Origin of the sequence: Brevibacillus sp. MCWH, assembly GCF_013096935.1 — a bacterium.
Taxonomy (GTDB): domain Bacteria; phylum Bacillota; class Bacilli; order Brevibacillales; family Brevibacillaceae; genus Brevibacillus; species Brevibacillus aydinogluensis.
In genome coordinates, this window is sequence record NZ_SDLF01000005.1 from 235,029 (window position 1) to 250,104 (window position 15,076).

Sequence of the window (15,076 nt, forward strand, 5' to 3'; positions counted from 1 at the left end):
ATAACAGCGTAAAGATGAAGCTGTATTAAATCCAAATAAATATATCAATACTTTACTAAGGTGAAGTAATTGATGTTTGCGAAGACATTCCTTTGCCGAAAACATGTTTTCCTCATGGAAGGGGAATGGACGGCACCAAAACGGCCCCCGACTTCACATCGACGATCCCCTCGGCGGTAAGCCGGGCATACGGCAAATGGGTGGCGGTAAAAAACAGCAACGAATAGAGCGGGTCCAAATGCGCGTACCCCTTGTCCCGCAACAGGTCGGTCAGCGATTCCGCCATGCGGATGACGTCGTCCATCGGCGCGGGAGAAAACTTTCCGGCGAGCGGCAGCGGACATTCGCAGATCACCCGTCCCCCGTCGATCATGACCACGCCTCCGCCAATCTGCCGGACGCGCCGCAGCGCTTCCGCCATGGCCTCCGGGTTGCGCCCGATGACCAGCCAGTCGTCAGAGGCCGTGTAGGTGCTGACCAGTGCCTCCAGCGAACGGCCGTATCCCCTTACCAGCGCCTGTGTCAGCCGCTCCCGGTCAGGATTGAGACAGCAGATTACCGCCAGCTCGGGATCGTTCTCCAGCGAAACACAGCCATCCCGGTCTGCCGGCAGTTCCTCCCGCTCCAGTGTGGTAATGACCGCATTGCGCATGTGCAGGACCGGCAGCGGTCCGCCCGTGTGGCGAAGTCGAAACGCGTCCGCTCCCACGTCCCTGCCCAGCCGGTCGACGGGCGGAAACTCGTACTGCTCCCAATGAGGCAGCACCGTGGGCACCAGCAGCCGCCCTTTTTCCGCCGCCCGCCGTCCGTTGGCGATGACCAGCTCGGGCGTCGGCTCCTCCGGACGAGTAAGCAGCAGAACGTCGGCGAGTCGACCTGGGGCAATCCCCCCGATTTCGGCGTCCATGCCGTAGTAGACGGCAGGATTGAGCGTCGCCATCACGTAGGCCTCTTCCGGCGGCATGCCCGCTTCGATCGCCACTTTTATCGTGTAATCCATCAGGCCGTGCCGGTGCATCGGCGGCGTGCTGCCGTCCGATGTCAGCATCATGCGGGGCGACCAGGGCAGTCCCATCTCCAGCCAGCCGCGAACCAATTCCGGCAGGTCCGGCCGGATGGAGGAGTGGCGCAGTGCGACATACATCCCCAACTGCAGGCGGCGCAACAACTCCTCCGCCGTGATGCTCTCGTGGCAGGCGGTGATCCCGGCGGCAGCCGCTGTGTTCAGGGTCTCCACCGACGCTCCCGGATGGTGTCCTTCGATCCGTTTGCCAAGATCGCGGGCGTGCTTGAGTCCAAACAGCAGGGTCTCGTCTTCGTTCAACACGCCTTGCCAGTCGGTCAGTTCCCCGCCCTGGACGACCAGCGGATGCTCCAGCATTCGCGCCAGCCCTGCCCGGTCAAACGGCGGCTCTGCATGTGACCGCCTCCGCTGCGGATCGAGCCGACCCCAGAAAAACTGCTTGACCGGATGGGCCGACAGCCGCTCCATGATCTGTGCCACCTGCGCAAACGGCAGGCTCATCAGCATCATCGTGTCAGACACCAGGGTTGTCGTTCCCCGCTCCAGTGCGAAGTCGGCCAGCGAGAACGGATTGTACCACTGAAACGGATGGGCGTGCGGCTCCATGTACCCCGGCACCGCGTACATCCCGGCTGCGTCTACCACAACCGTATGTTCGGCCACCTCCGGCTCCTTTTCCCCCACATAGGCGATCCGTTCTCCGGCGACGACGACATTCACCTCCCGCCATTCCTTGGTATACACCTGCAGCACCCGCGCTCCCTTGATCCACATGTCGGCAGGGGCCTGCCGCTTCGCCACCCGTAACAGATGCAGGTAAGCCTTTTCGTTGATCGGACGGACTCGCATGGTATGCACTCCTTTCCCTGTTTGGCGCACGGATAGAGAATCCTCTGCCAGAGCAGCCGTTTCCTAGCGAACGCTCGCTCACTTCCTGTGTACACTTCTCCGTTCGCCTGCCGGACTCCTGTATCCAACCCCTCTGTTAACAACAATTCCCTCGCGTGATTTTTTCCGCCCGGCACACACTACCAACAGGAACTGTTAGGACAGGAGGAACAACCATGCAAAAAAACGTCGGAACCGTGGATGCTCTGATCCGCATCACTGTCGGCCTGTTGGGGCTGGCCTACGGCGTCGGCAGGATGAGCCGCCGCCCGTACCGCACTCCCTGGCTGTTAATGGCGCTGTCAGCCATGAAGGTGGCAGAAGGCGTCACCCGCTTTTGTCCGATGCTGTACGCGATGGGTGTCAACAGCTGCGGCGCCGGAATGCAAAACATGCTCAGCAAAGCAAAGGACATGAGGAACCAGGCAGGGAAACCGCGCAGTGGCACGGCTCCCAAGCAGGAGCAAACCAAACTGTCGGCCGAAGACAAACAGCTCGAAGCGGCTGTTAAGGAGTACGTCTCCTACCGCCAGGCCGAGGAAGCTTCCCGCAACGAAGAGCGCGCCAAAAAAACGGACGACCGCCACAGCCGCGACGAACATCTCGAGCCAACTTATTCCTAGGAGGGACAGCCCATGTCACTTGTCGGACCTCCGCTGTACGAATGGTTTTCCCACAATGCGTTTGTCTTTGCCTTGATCATCGGCTGTGTCGCCGTCATGGGCTACTTTATGTACGCTGCGAACAAGAAGAAAGGGAGATACCGTCAATAACCGGACGGATCCCCCTTTTTTTGCCATACAGGTCACAATTGGCACAAATCTAGCGTCTGCGCAGCGCCCTGTCGGCGATGTCCCGGCGGTAATGCGCACCCGCGAAGCTGATCTGCTCAACGGCAGCGTATGCCCGAGCACGCGCATCTTCCAGCGTTCGTCCTGTCCCGGTCACGCCGAGGACACGGCCGCCGCTGGTGACGATGCCCTGCTCCGTCTGTTTGGTGCCGGCGTGGAACACGGTGACGGACTCGCCCGCCTTTTCCAAGCCGCTGATCAGCTCGCCCTTGGGGTATTCACCCGGATACCCGGGAGCGGCCATGACGACGCATACCGCACTTTCCTGCTTCCACTTTACGTCGACCGATGCCAGTTCCCCCTGGATGGCAGCCGTGCAGATGTCTACCAGATCGGTCTCCAAAAGCGGCAGGATCACCTGCGTTTCCGGATCGCCGAAGCGGGCGTTGAACTCCACGACCTTCGGCCCCTCGTCCGTGATCATCAGGCCCGTGTAAAGCACGCCCCTAAACGGGATGCCGTCCTGTGCCATGCCGCGGGCCATCGGTTTGACGATCGTCTCCACGATCTGCTCCACCAGCTCTGCCGACATGTGCGGCACAGGCGCATAGGTGCCCATGCCGCCGGTGTTGGGGCCCTGGTCACCGTCAAAGACGCGCTTGTGGTCCTGGGAAGTCACCATCGGCTTGACCGTTTCCCCGTCGACAAACGACAGCAGGGACAGCTCTTCGCCGCGCATGCACTCCTCGATCACCACGCGCGCCCCCGCCTGGCCAAACACGCCTTCCTTCATAATCCGGTAGAGCGCCGCTTCCGCTGCTTCCAGCGTTTCCGCAACGACCACCCCTTTGCCGGCTGCCAGTCCGTCCGCTTTGACCACGATCGGCGCCCCCTGTTCACGCACGTAGGCCAGGGCCGACTCGTAGTCGAGAAACGACTCGTACCGGGCCGTCGGGATGCCATAGCGCTTCATCAGATGCTTGGCAAAACTTTTGCTGCCTTCGATCTTCGCTGCCTGCGCAGTCGGCCCGAAGATCGGCAGGCCGCGCTCCGTGAAAAAGTCGACGATTCCGCCCAACAGCGGGTCTTCCGGACCGACCACTGTCAGGTCAACCCCCTCGTCTTTGGCAAACTGGGCCAGGGCGGCAAAATCGTCAACGGGAATCGGCACGTTTTCCGCCAACAGCGCCGTACCGCCGTTGCCAGGCGCGCAGAAAATCTTTTTCACCTTGGGACTTTGCGCCAACTTCCAGACGATGGCGTGTTCGCGGCCCCCGCCGCCGATTACCAGTACGTTCATGCGTACTCCCTCCTGTCAGCGGTTCTGACAAATCCGCTTTTCTCTTTCGCTCTCATCAATTCGTCAGCGATTAGTGTTTGAAATGGCGTACACCGGTAAACACCATCGCGATGCCATGGCGGTTGCAGGCGTCAATGGAGTCCTGGTCGCGGACCGAACCGCCCGGCTGAATGATCGCTGTAATACCTGCCTTCGCTGCCGCTTCTACGGTGTCCGGCATCGGGAAGAAGGCATCGGAGGCCAGCACAGCCCCTTTCGCTTTTTCTCCCGCCTGAGCGATGGCAATGCCGGCAGCACCGACGCGGTTCATCTGGCCAGCGCCCACGCCGATCGTCATGTTATCCTTGGCGAGCACGATGGCGTTCGACTTGACGTGCTTGACGACCTTCCAGGCGAATTTCAGCTGCGCCAGTTCTTCGGCGGTCGGCTGTTTGTCGGTCACCACGCGGATATCGGCATCGTCCAGTTGTTTCACGTCGTAGTCCTGCACCAGCGCTCCGCCCGCCACCGGCGCGATGCGGAATCCCTGCGCTGCTTCCCGGGACTCGTTCAGCGAGGGGATGCGCAGCAGGCGCAGGTTTTTCTTCTCGGTCAGCACGGCCAGCGCTTCTTCGGTGAAATCAGGCGCGAGGATGATTTCCAAAAACGTTTCTTTCATCAGCAGGGCAGTGTCGCGGTCCACCGGACGATTGGCCGCCACGATGCCACCAAAGATGGAAACGGGATCAGCCTCGTACGCCTTTTGGTAGGCTTCGCGAATGTCGGCACCGATGCCTACGCCGCACGGGTTGGAGTGTTTCACCGCGACCACGGCAGGTTCGGCAAACTCGCGCACGATGGCCAGAGCGGCGTCAGCGTCGTTGATGTTGTTGTAGGAAAGCTCTTTGCCGTGAAGCTGTTGGGCACGTGCGATGCTGGCTCCGCCTGCCAGCGGCTCGCGGTAGAATGCAGCCCGCTGATGCGGATTTTCGCCGTAACGCAGATCTTGCGCTTTTTCGTAGGTCACTGTGTAGCTTTCCGGCAGGAAGTCGCCCACCTGTTCGCTCAGATAGCGGGAGATCAGCGCGTCGTACGCAGCCGTGTGGCGGAACACCTTGGCGGCCAGACGGCGGCGCGTATCCAGGGACGTATCCCCATTCTGCTCGATTTCCGTGGCTACCTGCTCGTAGTCGGCGGCGTCCACCACTACAGTGACGTACTGGTGGTTTTTCGCAGCCGCACGCAGCATGGTCGGCCCGCCGATGTCAATATTCTCAATCGCCTCCGCAAACGTCACGTCCGGTTTGGCGATCGTCTGCTTAAAAGGATACAGGTTGACGACAACCAGATCAATTGTTTCAATCTGCAGGTCGTTCAGCTGCTTCCGGTGGGCTTCATTGTCGCGCACAGCCAAGAGGCCGCTGTGGATGTTCGGATGCAGCGTTTTGACGCGCCCATCGAGAATCTCAGGGAAACCGGTCACTTCGGAAATGCCGATAACCGGAATGCCCGCTTCTTTCAGCATGGTCGCCGTACCCCCGGTGGAGATGATCTCCACGCCGGCATCAGCCAAACGGCGCGCAAACGGAATCAACCCTGTCTTGTCGGAAACGCTGATCAGTGCCTTTTTCACACTCACGGATAGAACCTCCTGATATTATTGGAAAGAATATAGAAAACACGAACATTATAAGTTAATTAAAACATAATTGTACGTATTTATCAAGGTTTCCTCCCAAAAAAACGAACGCAGCCGAATCGTGCCAAGGCACGCGAGACTGCGCTTCGTTTGCATTACACGTCTATCGCCTTTTCTTTCTCCCGTCCTGCCATTTTCTCAATCGTTCGGCAAGCGGATCGCTTTTCACCTTTGCGCTGGCATGCGACACCTCTTTCTTCGGGGTGTCTGTTCCCTGTGCCTGCCTGTTCGCCAGCGCGCTGATGGATTCGAGCGATGGGGGTTTACCGTCCTTCAACTGTTCCTTCACCTTCACCCGCGTTTCCTCGCTCAGATTGAGCCCCATGTCTGACAGTTCGTCAAACACATCATCCAGGTTTCCATTCCCTCCCTTCGGCAGCTTTTGCGCCAGCCGCACGATATCCTCCATCGTCCAGTTCCGTCCTGTTTTCTTGCTCAGCTTACCCAGCAGATCGGATATCAAATCGCCCATGTGGGCCCCCTCCTTTTTTCCGCTTTCGTACTACTGTATGTAGCAAACGCCCGGGTGGGGACCGTTTTTTCCAAAATAGCCCGGTGTGCAGACAAAGTCCGTAATGGGTGCATCATGGGTGTACGGGAAGGGAATTGTGCATACCGTAAAGAATTAACAACTTTTACTTCGTACACTAATGGAAGTACCGGAGATGAAACGTCTGGAGGAATCCTTTCATGACCAATCGTGATGACGTCGCTTCCCGTCCGCTACCCACGGGAAACATGCTGCTTGTCGCGGGCATCATTCTCGTCGCCTTCAACCTGCGCCCCGCCCTCACCTCCGTAGGGCCGCTGATCGGCTCCATCCGAACGGATACAGGCCTGTCCGGCAGCATGGCGGGTTTTTTGACCACGCTGCCGCTCATCGCCTTTGCCGTCCTGTCCCCGATCGCTCCAAAGATCGCAGAACGCTACGGGAATGAACGGACCATCTGGGCGGGACTGTGTATCTTGCTCGTCGGCATCATCCTCCGCTCGCTCGGGGGGACTGCCGCGTTATTTGCCGGCATGGGCCTGATCGGCTTGGGAATCGCCATTTCCAACGTGCTGCTGCCGGGGCTCGTCAAGCGGCGGTTTCCGGACAGGATCGGACTGATGACGAGTGTGTACACCACGGCGATGGGCACCCTCGCTGCGCTGGCGTCCGGTCTTAGCGTCCCGCTGGCCCAGGCGCTGCGTCTCGGATGGCAGGGAGCGCTGGCCTGCTGGTCCCTGCTGACCCTCGTCGCGCTGGTTGTGTGGCTGCCGCAGCTCCGTGCATCCGTCCACATCACAAGCGACCAGGGCAAAGCGTCCGACAGCAGCCGACTCTGGCGTTCACCGCTGGCCTGGCAGGTTACCGTATTCATGGGATTGCAGTCGTTTGCGTTTTACTGCACCATTGCCTGGCTGCCGGAAATCCTCCATCACCACGGCATGAGCACCTCCACCGCCGGTTGGATGCTCTCGATCCTGCAGTTTATCAGTCTGCCGGCCACATTCCTGGCACCGGTGCTGGCCACCCGCATGACCAACCAGATGGGCATGGCCCTGGTGATCGGTCTGTGCTTTCTGGCCGGATTCGGCGGGCTGCTGGTCGGTGAAAACAGCCTGCTGCTGTTTGGATCACTGGTGCTGCTCGGCATCGGGCTGGGAGCCAGCATCAGCCTGGCGATGACGATGATCGTCCTGCGAACAACGGACACGCATCAGGCTTCCGCGCTGTCCGGCATGTCGCAATCCGTAGGGTATTTGCTGGCCGCCGTCGGGCCGATCCTGATCGGACTTTTCTACGATTGGACCGGTTCGTGGACGTTCCCCCTGCTGACGCTGCTGGCGGTCAGCCTGCTGATGACGATCGCCGCTGTCGGGGCGGGACGAAACAAATACGTCTAAGTAGGCCCCTATGGCACGAAACAAAAAAAGGCCCTCCGCCACGGGAATCACACCCGTCGCAGAGGGCCGCTGTTATTTCTCCAGCCGCACGTGCCGCCCTTCCAGCCTCATCCGGCCGGTCAGCAGTCGTCCGATCACGTCGACCAGCAGTTCGTGCTCCACTTCATGAATCCGGGCAGCGAGGCTTTCTGCCGTATCCGTCTCGTGCACCGTCACGGGAACCTGCGCGATTATCGGTCCGGTATCCAGACCGGCATCGACGACATGTACCGTTACTCCCGTTACCTTCACCCCGTAGGCGAGAGCCTGCCCGATCGCATCCTTGCCGGGAAAGGCCGGCAGCAGCGAGGGATGCAGGTTGATGATCTGTCCTTCATAGGCGGACAAGAGCGTCGGCCCCACCAACCGCATGTACCCGGCCAGCACGACCAGCTCGACGTCCCGCCTGCACAGCTCGGCGACGATTTCTGCCTCAAACGCCGCCTTGTCCGGGTACGCTTTCGGCTCAAACGCGAACGCTTCCACGCCCAATCGCGCCGCCCGCTCCAGCACTTTGGCTCCCGGCTTGTCACAGACGAGCAGTACCACTTCCGCGCCTTCCAGCCGGCCGCTTTTCGTCGCCTGCACGATTGCTTCAAAATTGGAACCGCTGCCCGAGGCAAAAATGGCTATCCGTTTCACCACGTCACCCCGTTGTAGACGACGCGCCGCTCGCCCGCCCGAATTTGACCGATCAGGTACGGCTGTTCGCCCATTTGCTGCAGCGTGCCGATCACGTTGACGACGTCGTCCTGTTTGACGACCAGCACCATCCCGATGCCCATGTTGAACGTGCGGTACATGTCGGCCGGGTTGATGCTGCCCGCCTCCTGCACCAGCCGGAAAATCGGCAGCACCGGCCAGGAACCGACGTCGATCACCGCCTGCGTTCCCTCGGGCAGGACGCGCGGAATGTTTTCCGTGAAGCCGCCGCCGGTGATGTGGGCCATCGCCTTGATCTCATAAGACTGGAGCAGCGAAAGAATCGGCTTGACGTAAATCCGGGTCGGCGTCAGCAACTCTTCCCCCAGTGTTTTGCCGAGCTCGTCCACATGGTCGTGTAGCGACATTCCCCGATCCGCCAGCAGCACTTTGCGCACGAGGGAAAAGCCGTTGCTGTGCACGCCGCTGGAGGCAAGCCCCACCAGCACGTCACCCGGCTTTACATCAGCACCGGTGATCAGCTTATCTTCGTCCGCGACACCGACGGTAAACCCGGCGATGTCGTACTCGCCTTCCGCGTACATGCCCGGCATTTCCGCCGTCTCCCCGCCGATCAGCGAGCAGCCTGCCTGGGTGCAGCCGTCGGCGATGCCCTTGACGATTGCCTCGATCTTTTCCGGAATCACTTTGTCGCAGGCCAGGTAATCGAGGAAAAAGAGCGGTTCCGCTCCCTGCACGACTACGTCGTTGACGCACATCGCCACGGCGTCGATGCCGATTGTGTCGTGTTTGTCCATGGCAAACGCGAGCTTCAGCTTGGTGCCCACGCCGTCCGTGCCCGAGACGAGCACCGGTTTTTTGTACCGGGACACATCCAGGCGAAACAACGCGCCAAATCCGCCCAAATCAGTCAGCACCTCGGGACGGAACGTCCGCTTCACATGCTTTTTCATCCGCTCTACCGCTTCGTTGCCCGCCTCGATGTCGACGCCTGCTTGCTTGTATGCTTCGCTCATGGTTTCACCCTCTTAACACTTGTCTGCCGGCAGTGCCGCCTCAAATTCAATCTCCGTGGGATACTGGCCGGTGAAGCAGGCCAGGCAGTGGCCGTTGTTGGGAGCCGCGTCCGTACGGCCGATCGCTTCGATCATGCCCTCCACCGACAAAAAAGCCAGCGAGTCCGCGCCGATGATGCGGCGAATCTCTTCGACCGATTTGGTGGCGGCGATCAGTTCGTCCCGGGTGGATGTGTCGATGCCGTAGAAGCAGGGATTTTTCACCGGCGGCGAACTTACCCGCACGTGCACTTCCCGCGCCCCCGCCTCGCGCAGCATGCGGACAATGCGGCTGCTGGTCGTGCCGCGCACGATCGAATCGTCGATCATCACCACCCGCTTGCCTTCCACCACCTTGCGCACGGCGGACAGCTTCAGGTGTACGGCCCGTTCCCGCAGTTCCTGCGTCGGCTGGATAAAGGTGCGTCCCACGTAGCGGTTTTTAATCAACCCGATCTCGTAAGGAATGCCGGTCGCCTCCGCGAAGCCGATGGCCGCCGAGATGCTGGAATCGGGCACGCCCGTCACCACGTCGGCCTCCACCGGCGCCTCCAGCGCGAGCTGCTTGCCCAGCCGCTTGCGGGCCATGTGCACGTTGATCCCGTCGATGTCGCTGTCCGGACGGGCGAAGTAAATGTACTCAAACGTACAGATGGAACGGACGGTTTTGTCCGTAAACGTCGTCTCGCGGATGCCGTCCTCGTCGATGATGATCAGCTCGCCCGGCCGGACGTCGCGCCAATACTCTGCGCCGATGATGTCAAAGGCGCACGTCTCGGAGGCTACGCAGACGGCGTCGCCCAGACGGCCGAGCGACAGCGGACGCAGACCGTTCGGGTCGAGCGCAATAATGAGCTGCCGCTCGTTCATCACCAAAAGCGCATATGCGCCCTTGATGTGCTGCAGCGCTTCCCGGACCGCTTCCGCCAGATCGCGGCTTTGCGAACGGGCGATCAGGTGGGCGATCACTTCGGTGTCGCTCGTCGTCTGGAAAATGGAACCCTTGGCCTCCAGCTCTTTTCGCAGCACAGAGGCGTTGACCAGGTTGCCGTTGTGGGCGACGGCCATGCTGCCGTGCGCGTAGCGGAAAAAGAGCGGCTGCGCGTTTTCGATCTTGCTCGCCCCGGCCGTGGTGTAACGCGTGTGGCCGATGGCGATATGGCCGCGAAACTTCTCCAGGTCGCCCTTGCCAAACGCCTCCGAGACCAGCCCCATGCCGCGGTGCTTGTACCACTTTTCACCGTCGGAGGCGCAGATGCCCGCGCTCTCCTGGCCGCGGTGCTGCAGGGCGTGCAGCCCCAGATAGGTCAGCGGGGCTGCTTCCCGGTGGTTGTAGATGCCAAAGACGCCGCATTCTTCGTTCAGTTTGTCCCAGATCAACCGATCAAACATGGAATCGCATCCTTCCAAGCGGCTTTCAAATCGGCAAGCGGCGCATGGATCACTTCCGTTCCGTTGACGTTCACCACCAGTCGCTTGCCGCCAGTCGTTCCAATTACCTGTGCCGGCACACCCCGTTCTTTTGCCAGCGCCAGCACGGCGTCCGTTTGTTCTTGTGCGACGCTGAGCAGAATGCGCGATTGCGACTCGCTGAACAGCAGCACGTCACTGCGCAGGTCGGACTCAAGCGAAACGGTTGCGCCGATCTCGTTGCCAAAGCACGATTCCGCCAATGCGACGCCAAGTCCTCCTTCCGACAGATCGTGCGCAGATTTTACCAGCCCCTGGCGAATGGCGTCGTACACCAGTTTCTGCACGGCCGCTTCTTTTGCCAGGTCAATGTGCGGCGGACGTCCCGAGATGGAGCCTGTCGCCCATTTTTGATACTCGCTGCCGCCCAGTTCGGCGTAGGTCTCCCCGAGGAGGATAATCGCGTCCCCTTCGGCCTGGAAATCCTGGGTGGTGATGTGATCGACGTCCGCGATCAGACCAACCATGCCGATGGTCGGCGTCGGGTAAATGGCGTCGCCACTGCGTTCGTTGTAAAACGACACATTACCGCCGATGACCGGTGTGTTCAGCGCGAGGCAGGCTTCGCTCATGCCGTCGACCGCTTTTTCAAACTGCCAGAACACCTCCGGCTTCTCGGGATTGCCAAAGTTGAGGCAGTCGGTGATCGCCAGCGGTTCGGCACCGGAACATACCACGTTGCGGGCCGCTTCCGCCACGGCGATTGCGCCGCCCACCTGCGGGTCGAGGTAGACGTAACGGCCGTTGCAATCCGTGCTCATCGCCAGTGCCTTGCGGGTGCCGCGAATCATTACCACGGCCGCGTCCGAACCAGGTTTGACCGCGGTATTGGCGCGGACGATGTGGTCGTACTGTTCGTATACCCACGCCTTGTTGGCGATCGTCGGCTGAGACAGCAGGGCTTTCAGCGTTTCGTTGGCGTCAGCCGGTTCGGGGATGGCCGCCACCGGATCGACGTTGGCGTTCGCTTCGTAGTACGCCGGCACAGCCGACGGTCTGTGGTAGACCGGCGCGTCATCCGCCAGGGTCTTGACCGGCACTTCCGCCACTACTTCGCCGTGGTGCAGCAGGCGCAGCATGCCGTCGTCCGTCACACGGCCGACAACTGCCGAAGCCAGGCCCCACTTGTCAAAAATGGCGATCGCTTCTGCTTCCTTGCCTTTTTCCACGACGACCAGCATGCGCTCCTGGGATTCGGAGAGCATCATCTCGTAAGCGGACATGCCCGCCTCCCGCTGCGGGACCAGGTCGAGGTTCATCTCGATGCCGTTGCCCGCCTTGGAGGCCATCTCCGCGCTGGAGCAGGTGAGACCAGCCGCGCCCATGTCCTGAATGCCGACGACGATGCCGGTGTCGATCAGCTCCAGGCATGCTTCCAGCAGCAGTTTTTCCATGAACGGGTCGCCTACCTGTACAGCCGGCCGCTTTTTCTCCGACTCGTCGTTCAATTCCTCGGAGGCGAATGTCGCGCCGTGAATGCCGTCCCGGCCGGTGCTGGCCCCCACGTAGATAACCGGGTTGCCGACGCCCGTCGCCACCCCTTTTTGAATCTTGTCGTGGTCGATCAGGCCGACGCACATCGCGTTCACCAGCGGGTTGCCCTCGTAGGTGGCGTCAAAGTTCACTTCGCCGCCCACGGTCGGGATACCGATGCAGTTGCCGTAGCCGGCGATGCCCGCCACCACGTTTTCAAACAGGTATTTCACGCGCGGCGAGGTCAATTCCCCAAAGCGCAGCGAGTTCAAAAGCGCCACCGGTCGGGCGCCCATCGAAAAGACGTCGCGGATGATGCCGCCCACCCCGGTTGCCGCCCCTTGGTACGGCTCGATGGCGGAGGGATGGTTATGGCTTTCGATCTTGAAGACGACGGCCTGGTTGTCGCCGATGTCGACGATCCCGGCCCCTTCGCCCGGTCCCTGCAGCACGCGCGGCCCGCTGGTCGGAAAGCGGCGCAGCACCGGCTTGGAGTTTTTGTACGAGCAGTGCTCCGACCACATCACGCTGTAGAGTCCTGTCTCCGTCCAGTTCGGCTTGCGGCCGAGGATGTCCACGACGCGCTGATATTCTTCGTCAGTCAAGCCGATCTCCCGGTACAGGCGCTGGTCGGCGATTTGATCAGCGGTCGGTTCGTTACGAGTGAGCTGTGACACTGTTTTTTTCCCTCCATGTCTTCAGAATCGAGGTAAACAGGCGCCGGCCGTCGGCGGAACTCATCCATTCGTGCACGGCCCGCTCCGGGTGAGGCATCATGCCGAGCACGTTGCCCCGTTCGTTGCAGATGCCGGCGATGTCATCTATGGAACCGTTCGGGTTTTCCCCTTCGTAGCGGAAGACGATCTGGTTGTTGGCCTGCAGCCGTGCCAGCGTCTCGTCGTCGCAGTAGTAGTTGCCTTCGCCGTGAGCGATGGGAATCCGGATCACTTCACCCGCAGCGTAGTCGCGGGTAAACGGCGTGTCGTTGTTGACCACGCGCAGCGGCGACAGCTTGCAGCGGAACTTCAGCGAACGATTGCGGAGCAGGGCGCCCGGCAGCAGTCCGACTTCGGTCAGGATCTGGAAGCCGTTGCAAATGCCCATCACCAGCTTGCCGTCCTCAGCTGCCTTGACCACCTGTTCCATCACCGGCGAAAACCGGGCGACGGCCCCGCAGCGCAGGTAGTCACCGTAGGAAAAACCGCCCGGCAGCAGGATGACATCGTAGGCGGAGAGGTCGGTCTGTGCGTGCCAGACGTAATCCACCGGCACTTCCATCACGTCTTCAACGGCGTTGTACAAGTCGATGTCGGCATTGGAACCGGGAAAGACGATTACGGCTACTCGCATGGCTCAGCCCTCCACGATGTCAAAGCGGTAGTCTTCAATCACGGTGTTGGCCAGCAGTTTTTCACACATCGCGCGGACGCGCTCCTCCGCCTGCGCCCGGTCGGCCGTGTCCAGCACCAACTCCATGTACTTGCCGATGCGCACGTCTTTTACTTCGTCAAACCCAAGGGTGTGCAGCGCTCCCTTGACCGCGTGTCCTTGCGGGTCGAGCACGCTTTGGCGCAGCGTCACGTATACAACAGCTTTACACATGTGCTTCTCCTCCCAATCGTTTCAGCATTTCCCGATACGCTTCTTCCACATTGCCGAGATCGCGGCGGAAACGGTCCTTGTCCAGTTTCTCCATAGTCTCGGCATCCCAGAACCGGCACGTATCCGGCGATATTTCATCCGCCAGAAGAATCTCTCCCTCCGGCGTGCGTCCAAACTCCAGTTTAAAGTCGACGAGAATCACGCCGCGCTCGCGCAGGTACTCCTGCAGCACCTCGTTTACCTGCAGGCCGATACGCTCCAGCACGGCCAGGTCGTCTTCACTGGCGACTCCGAGCACCTTGATGTGCGAGTGGTTGACCAGCGGATCGCCCAGTGCGTCGTCTTTATAGTAAAACTCCACCACCGGGTGCGGCAGGGCCGTTCCCTCCGCCATCCCCAACCGCTTGGCCAGGGAACCGGCCGCGATGTTGCGGACGACCACTTCCAGCGGAATGATCTCCACTTTGCGGACCAACTGTTCCGTGGGCGACAGCAGGCGGATAAAGTGGTTGTCGATGCCCCGCTCTTTCAACAGCGTGAAAAAGATGGCGGTGATGCGGTTGTTCAGTTCACCCTTTCCGGTGATGGTGCCTTTCTTTTCCCCGTTGAACGCGGTCGCATCGTCCTTGTACTCCACCCAGTATTGATCGGCCAAAGACGTACGATAGATGCGCTTTGCCTTACCTTCATAGAGTTGTTCCCGTTTTTCCACTTCCGGAGTCACCTTCCCCGAGCAAAGGTTGCGTAATGCGTAATATACACGAACATTTCAACTCAATTAAAACACAATTATACGCATTTATCAACGAAAATGAGCAGATTAGCATTCGACAAACGTTCGGGAATTTATGTAATTTTCCCCGACCACTCAAATTTAACATTCGGCAAACAATCATGTACGCCATATTCTTTCCCTGTCCGGGGAGGTTCAGTCTGCGCTTCGCCCTCAAGAGAAGCGAAGCCAATCAGCCGCTGGCTGCCGCAGCAGAAAAGAAGAAAAGTCCGGATTCCCGGACTCAGACTAAAGACAAACGGTTCATTGAGTTAGCGTCCACAAAAAATGATTTCCAGGCCGGAAGGCCTGCCCATTCATCAACCGAAGCGGAAGACAATGAGCATCGCATGGAGGGATGGGCCAAGCGAGCTCCTTTGACGACCGGCTCAGCGGAAAAACGAAGACGCGGGGACCAACAGGGGACACAA

The 15,076-nt window shown here is 60.2% G+C and carries 15 protein-coding genes; 4 read left to right on the plus strand and 11 right to left on the minus strand.

Translation table 11 applies throughout. From position 1 onward, the window contains the following. Positions 1-112: 112 nt before the first annotated feature. Positions 113-1,873: an adenine deaminase C-terminal domain-containing protein gene (locus tag ETC00_RS07015; protein WP_171565269.1), complete on the minus strand. Its 1,761-nt coding sequence runs from the start codon at positions 1,871-1,873 to the stop codon at positions 113-115. Positions 1,874-2,088: 215 nt separating this feature from the next. On the opposite strand from ETC00_RS07015, the gene ETC00_RS07020 reads away from it, so the two are divergent. After that, positions 2,089-2,535: a YgaP family membrane protein gene (locus tag ETC00_RS07020; RefSeq protein ID WP_171565270.1), complete on the plus strand. Its 447-nt coding sequence runs from the start codon at positions 2,089-2,091 to the stop codon at positions 2,533-2,535. Between the two features lie 12 nt (positions 2,536-2,547). After that, positions 2,548-2,685, plus strand: a complete 138-nt coding sequence (locus ETC00_RS07025) for an EYxxD motif small membrane protein (RefSeq protein WP_171565271.1) — start codon at positions 2,548-2,550, stop codon at positions 2,683-2,685. Between the two features lie 49 nt (positions 2,686-2,734). Here the strand turns inward: ETC00_RS07025 and purD are convergent, their stop codons facing one another. From purD to ETC00_RS07040, 3 genes are all read right to left on the minus strand, one after another. Continuing rightward, complete coding sequence (gene purD, locus ETC00_RS07030) at positions 2,735-4,003, minus strand: phosphoribosylamine--glycine ligase (protein WP_171565272.1); 1,269 nt, start codon at positions 4,001-4,003, stop codon at positions 2,735-2,737. A gap of 70 nt (positions 4,004-4,073) precedes the next feature. After that, positions 4,074-5,621, minus strand: coding sequence for a bifunctional phosphoribosylaminoimidazolecarboxamide formyltransferase/IMP cyclohydrolase (gene purH / locus ETC00_RS07035; protein ID WP_171565273.1), 1,548 nt, complete (start codon positions 5,619-5,621; stop codon positions 4,074-4,076). A 163-nt stretch (positions 5,622-5,784) separates the two neighbouring features. Next, positions 5,785-6,153: a hypothetical protein gene (locus ETC00_RS07040; protein WP_171565274.1), complete on the minus strand. Its 369-nt coding sequence runs from the start codon at positions 6,151-6,153 to the stop codon at positions 5,785-5,787. A 218-nt stretch (positions 6,154-6,371) separates the two neighbouring features. Between ETC00_RS07040 and ETC00_RS07045 the strand changes: the two genes are divergently transcribed. Beyond that, positions 6,372-7,571: a CynX/NimT family MFS transporter gene (locus ETC00_RS07045; protein ID WP_171565275.1), complete on the plus strand. Its 1,200-nt coding sequence runs from the start codon at positions 6,372-6,374 to the stop codon at positions 7,569-7,571. 72 nt (positions 7,572-7,643) lie between these two features. On the opposite strand, the gene purN is transcribed toward ETC00_RS07045, so the two are convergent. From purN to purC, 7 genes are read right to left on the minus strand one after another with little or no spacing between them, the layout of a single operon-like run. Further along, positions 7,644-8,252, minus strand: coding sequence for a phosphoribosylglycinamide formyltransferase (gene purN / locus ETC00_RS07050; RefSeq protein WP_171565276.1), 609 nt, complete (start codon positions 8,250-8,252; stop codon positions 7,644-7,646). Further along, positions 8,249-9,289 (minus strand): phosphoribosylformylglycinamidine cyclo-ligase, encoded by a 1,041-nt coding sequence (purM, locus tag ETC00_RS07055; protein ID WP_171565277.1) that lies wholly within the window; start codon positions 9,287-9,289, stop codon positions 8,249-8,251. Before purM ends, purN begins: the two co-directional genes overlap by 4 nt. Positions 9,290-9,301: 12 nt before the next feature. Next, positions 9,302-10,720, minus strand: a complete 1,419-nt coding sequence (gene purF / locus ETC00_RS07060; RefSeq protein WP_171565278.1) for an amidophosphoribosyltransferase — start codon at positions 10,718-10,720, stop codon at positions 9,302-9,304. Beyond that, positions 10,705-12,948, minus strand: a complete 2,244-nt coding sequence (gene purL / locus ETC00_RS07065; protein WP_171565279.1) for a phosphoribosylformylglycinamidine synthase subunit PurL — start codon at positions 12,946-12,948, stop codon at positions 10,705-10,707. The genes purF and purL overlap by 16 nt, the downstream gene beginning before the upstream one ends. After that, complete coding sequence (purQ, locus tag ETC00_RS07070; protein ID WP_171565280.1) at positions 12,929-13,621, minus strand: phosphoribosylformylglycinamidine synthase subunit PurQ; 693 nt, start codon at positions 13,619-13,621, stop codon at positions 12,929-12,931. The genes purL and purQ overlap by 20 nt, the downstream gene beginning before the upstream one ends. Positions 13,622-13,624: 3 nt before the next feature. Further along, a complete protein-coding gene (gene purS, locus ETC00_RS07075) occupies positions 13,625-13,873 on the minus strand; it encodes a phosphoribosylformylglycinamidine synthase subunit PurS (protein WP_171565281.1) in 249 nt (82 codons plus the stop codon). Continuing rightward, positions 13,866-14,585: a phosphoribosylaminoimidazolesuccinocarboxamide synthase gene (gene purC / locus ETC00_RS07080; protein ID WP_171565282.1), complete on the minus strand. Its 720-nt coding sequence runs from the start codon at positions 14,583-14,585 to the stop codon at positions 13,866-13,868. The genes purS and purC overlap by 8 nt, the downstream gene beginning before the upstream one ends. Before the next feature lie 35 nt (positions 14,586-14,620). Between purC and ETC00_RS20465 the strand changes: the two genes are divergently transcribed. Beyond that, on the plus strand, positions 14,621-15,076 hold a 456-nt coding region (locus tag ETC00_RS20465; protein ID WP_216369319.1), incomplete at its 3' end, for a hypothetical protein.

Excerpts from the sequence above, each read along its gene's own strand:
- ETC00_RS07015 (WP_171565269.1), bottom strand. The coding sequence starts at position 1,873 with ATGCGAGTCCGTCCGATCAACGAAAAGGCTTACCTGCATCTGTTACGG.
- ETC00_RS07020 (WP_171565270.1), top strand. The coding sequence starts at position 2,089 with ATGCAAAAAAACGTCGGAACCGTGGATGCTCTGATCCGCATCACTGTC.
- ETC00_RS07025 (WP_171565271.1), top strand. The coding sequence starts at position 2,548 with ATGTCACTTGTCGGACCTCCGCTGTACGAATGGTTTTCCCACAATGCG.
- purD (WP_171565272.1), bottom strand. The coding sequence starts at position 4,003 with ATGAACGTACTGGTAATCGGCGGCGGGGGCCGCGAACACGCCATCGTC.
- ETC00_RS07040 (WP_171565274.1), bottom strand. The coding sequence starts at position 6,153 with ATGGGCGATTTGATATCCGATCTGCTGGGTAAGCTGAGCAAGAAAACA.
- ETC00_RS07045 (WP_171565275.1), top strand. The coding sequence starts at position 6,372 with ATGACCAATCGTGATGACGTCGCTTCCCGTCCGCTACCCACGGGAAAC.
- purM (WP_171565277.1), bottom strand. The coding sequence starts at position 9,289 with ATGAGCGAAGCATACAAGCAAGCAGGCGTCGACATCGAGGCGGGCAAC.
- purF (WP_171565278.1), bottom strand. The coding sequence starts at position 10,720 with ATGTTTGATCGGTTGATCTGGGACAAACTGAACGAAGAATGCGGCGTC.
- purQ (WP_171565280.1), bottom strand. The coding sequence starts at position 13,621 with ATGCGAGTAGCCGTAATCGTCTTTCCCGGTTCCAATGCCGACATCGAC.
- purS (WP_171565281.1), bottom strand. The coding sequence starts at position 13,873 with ATGTGTAAAGCTGTTGTATACGTGACGCTGCGCCAAAGCGTGCTCGAC.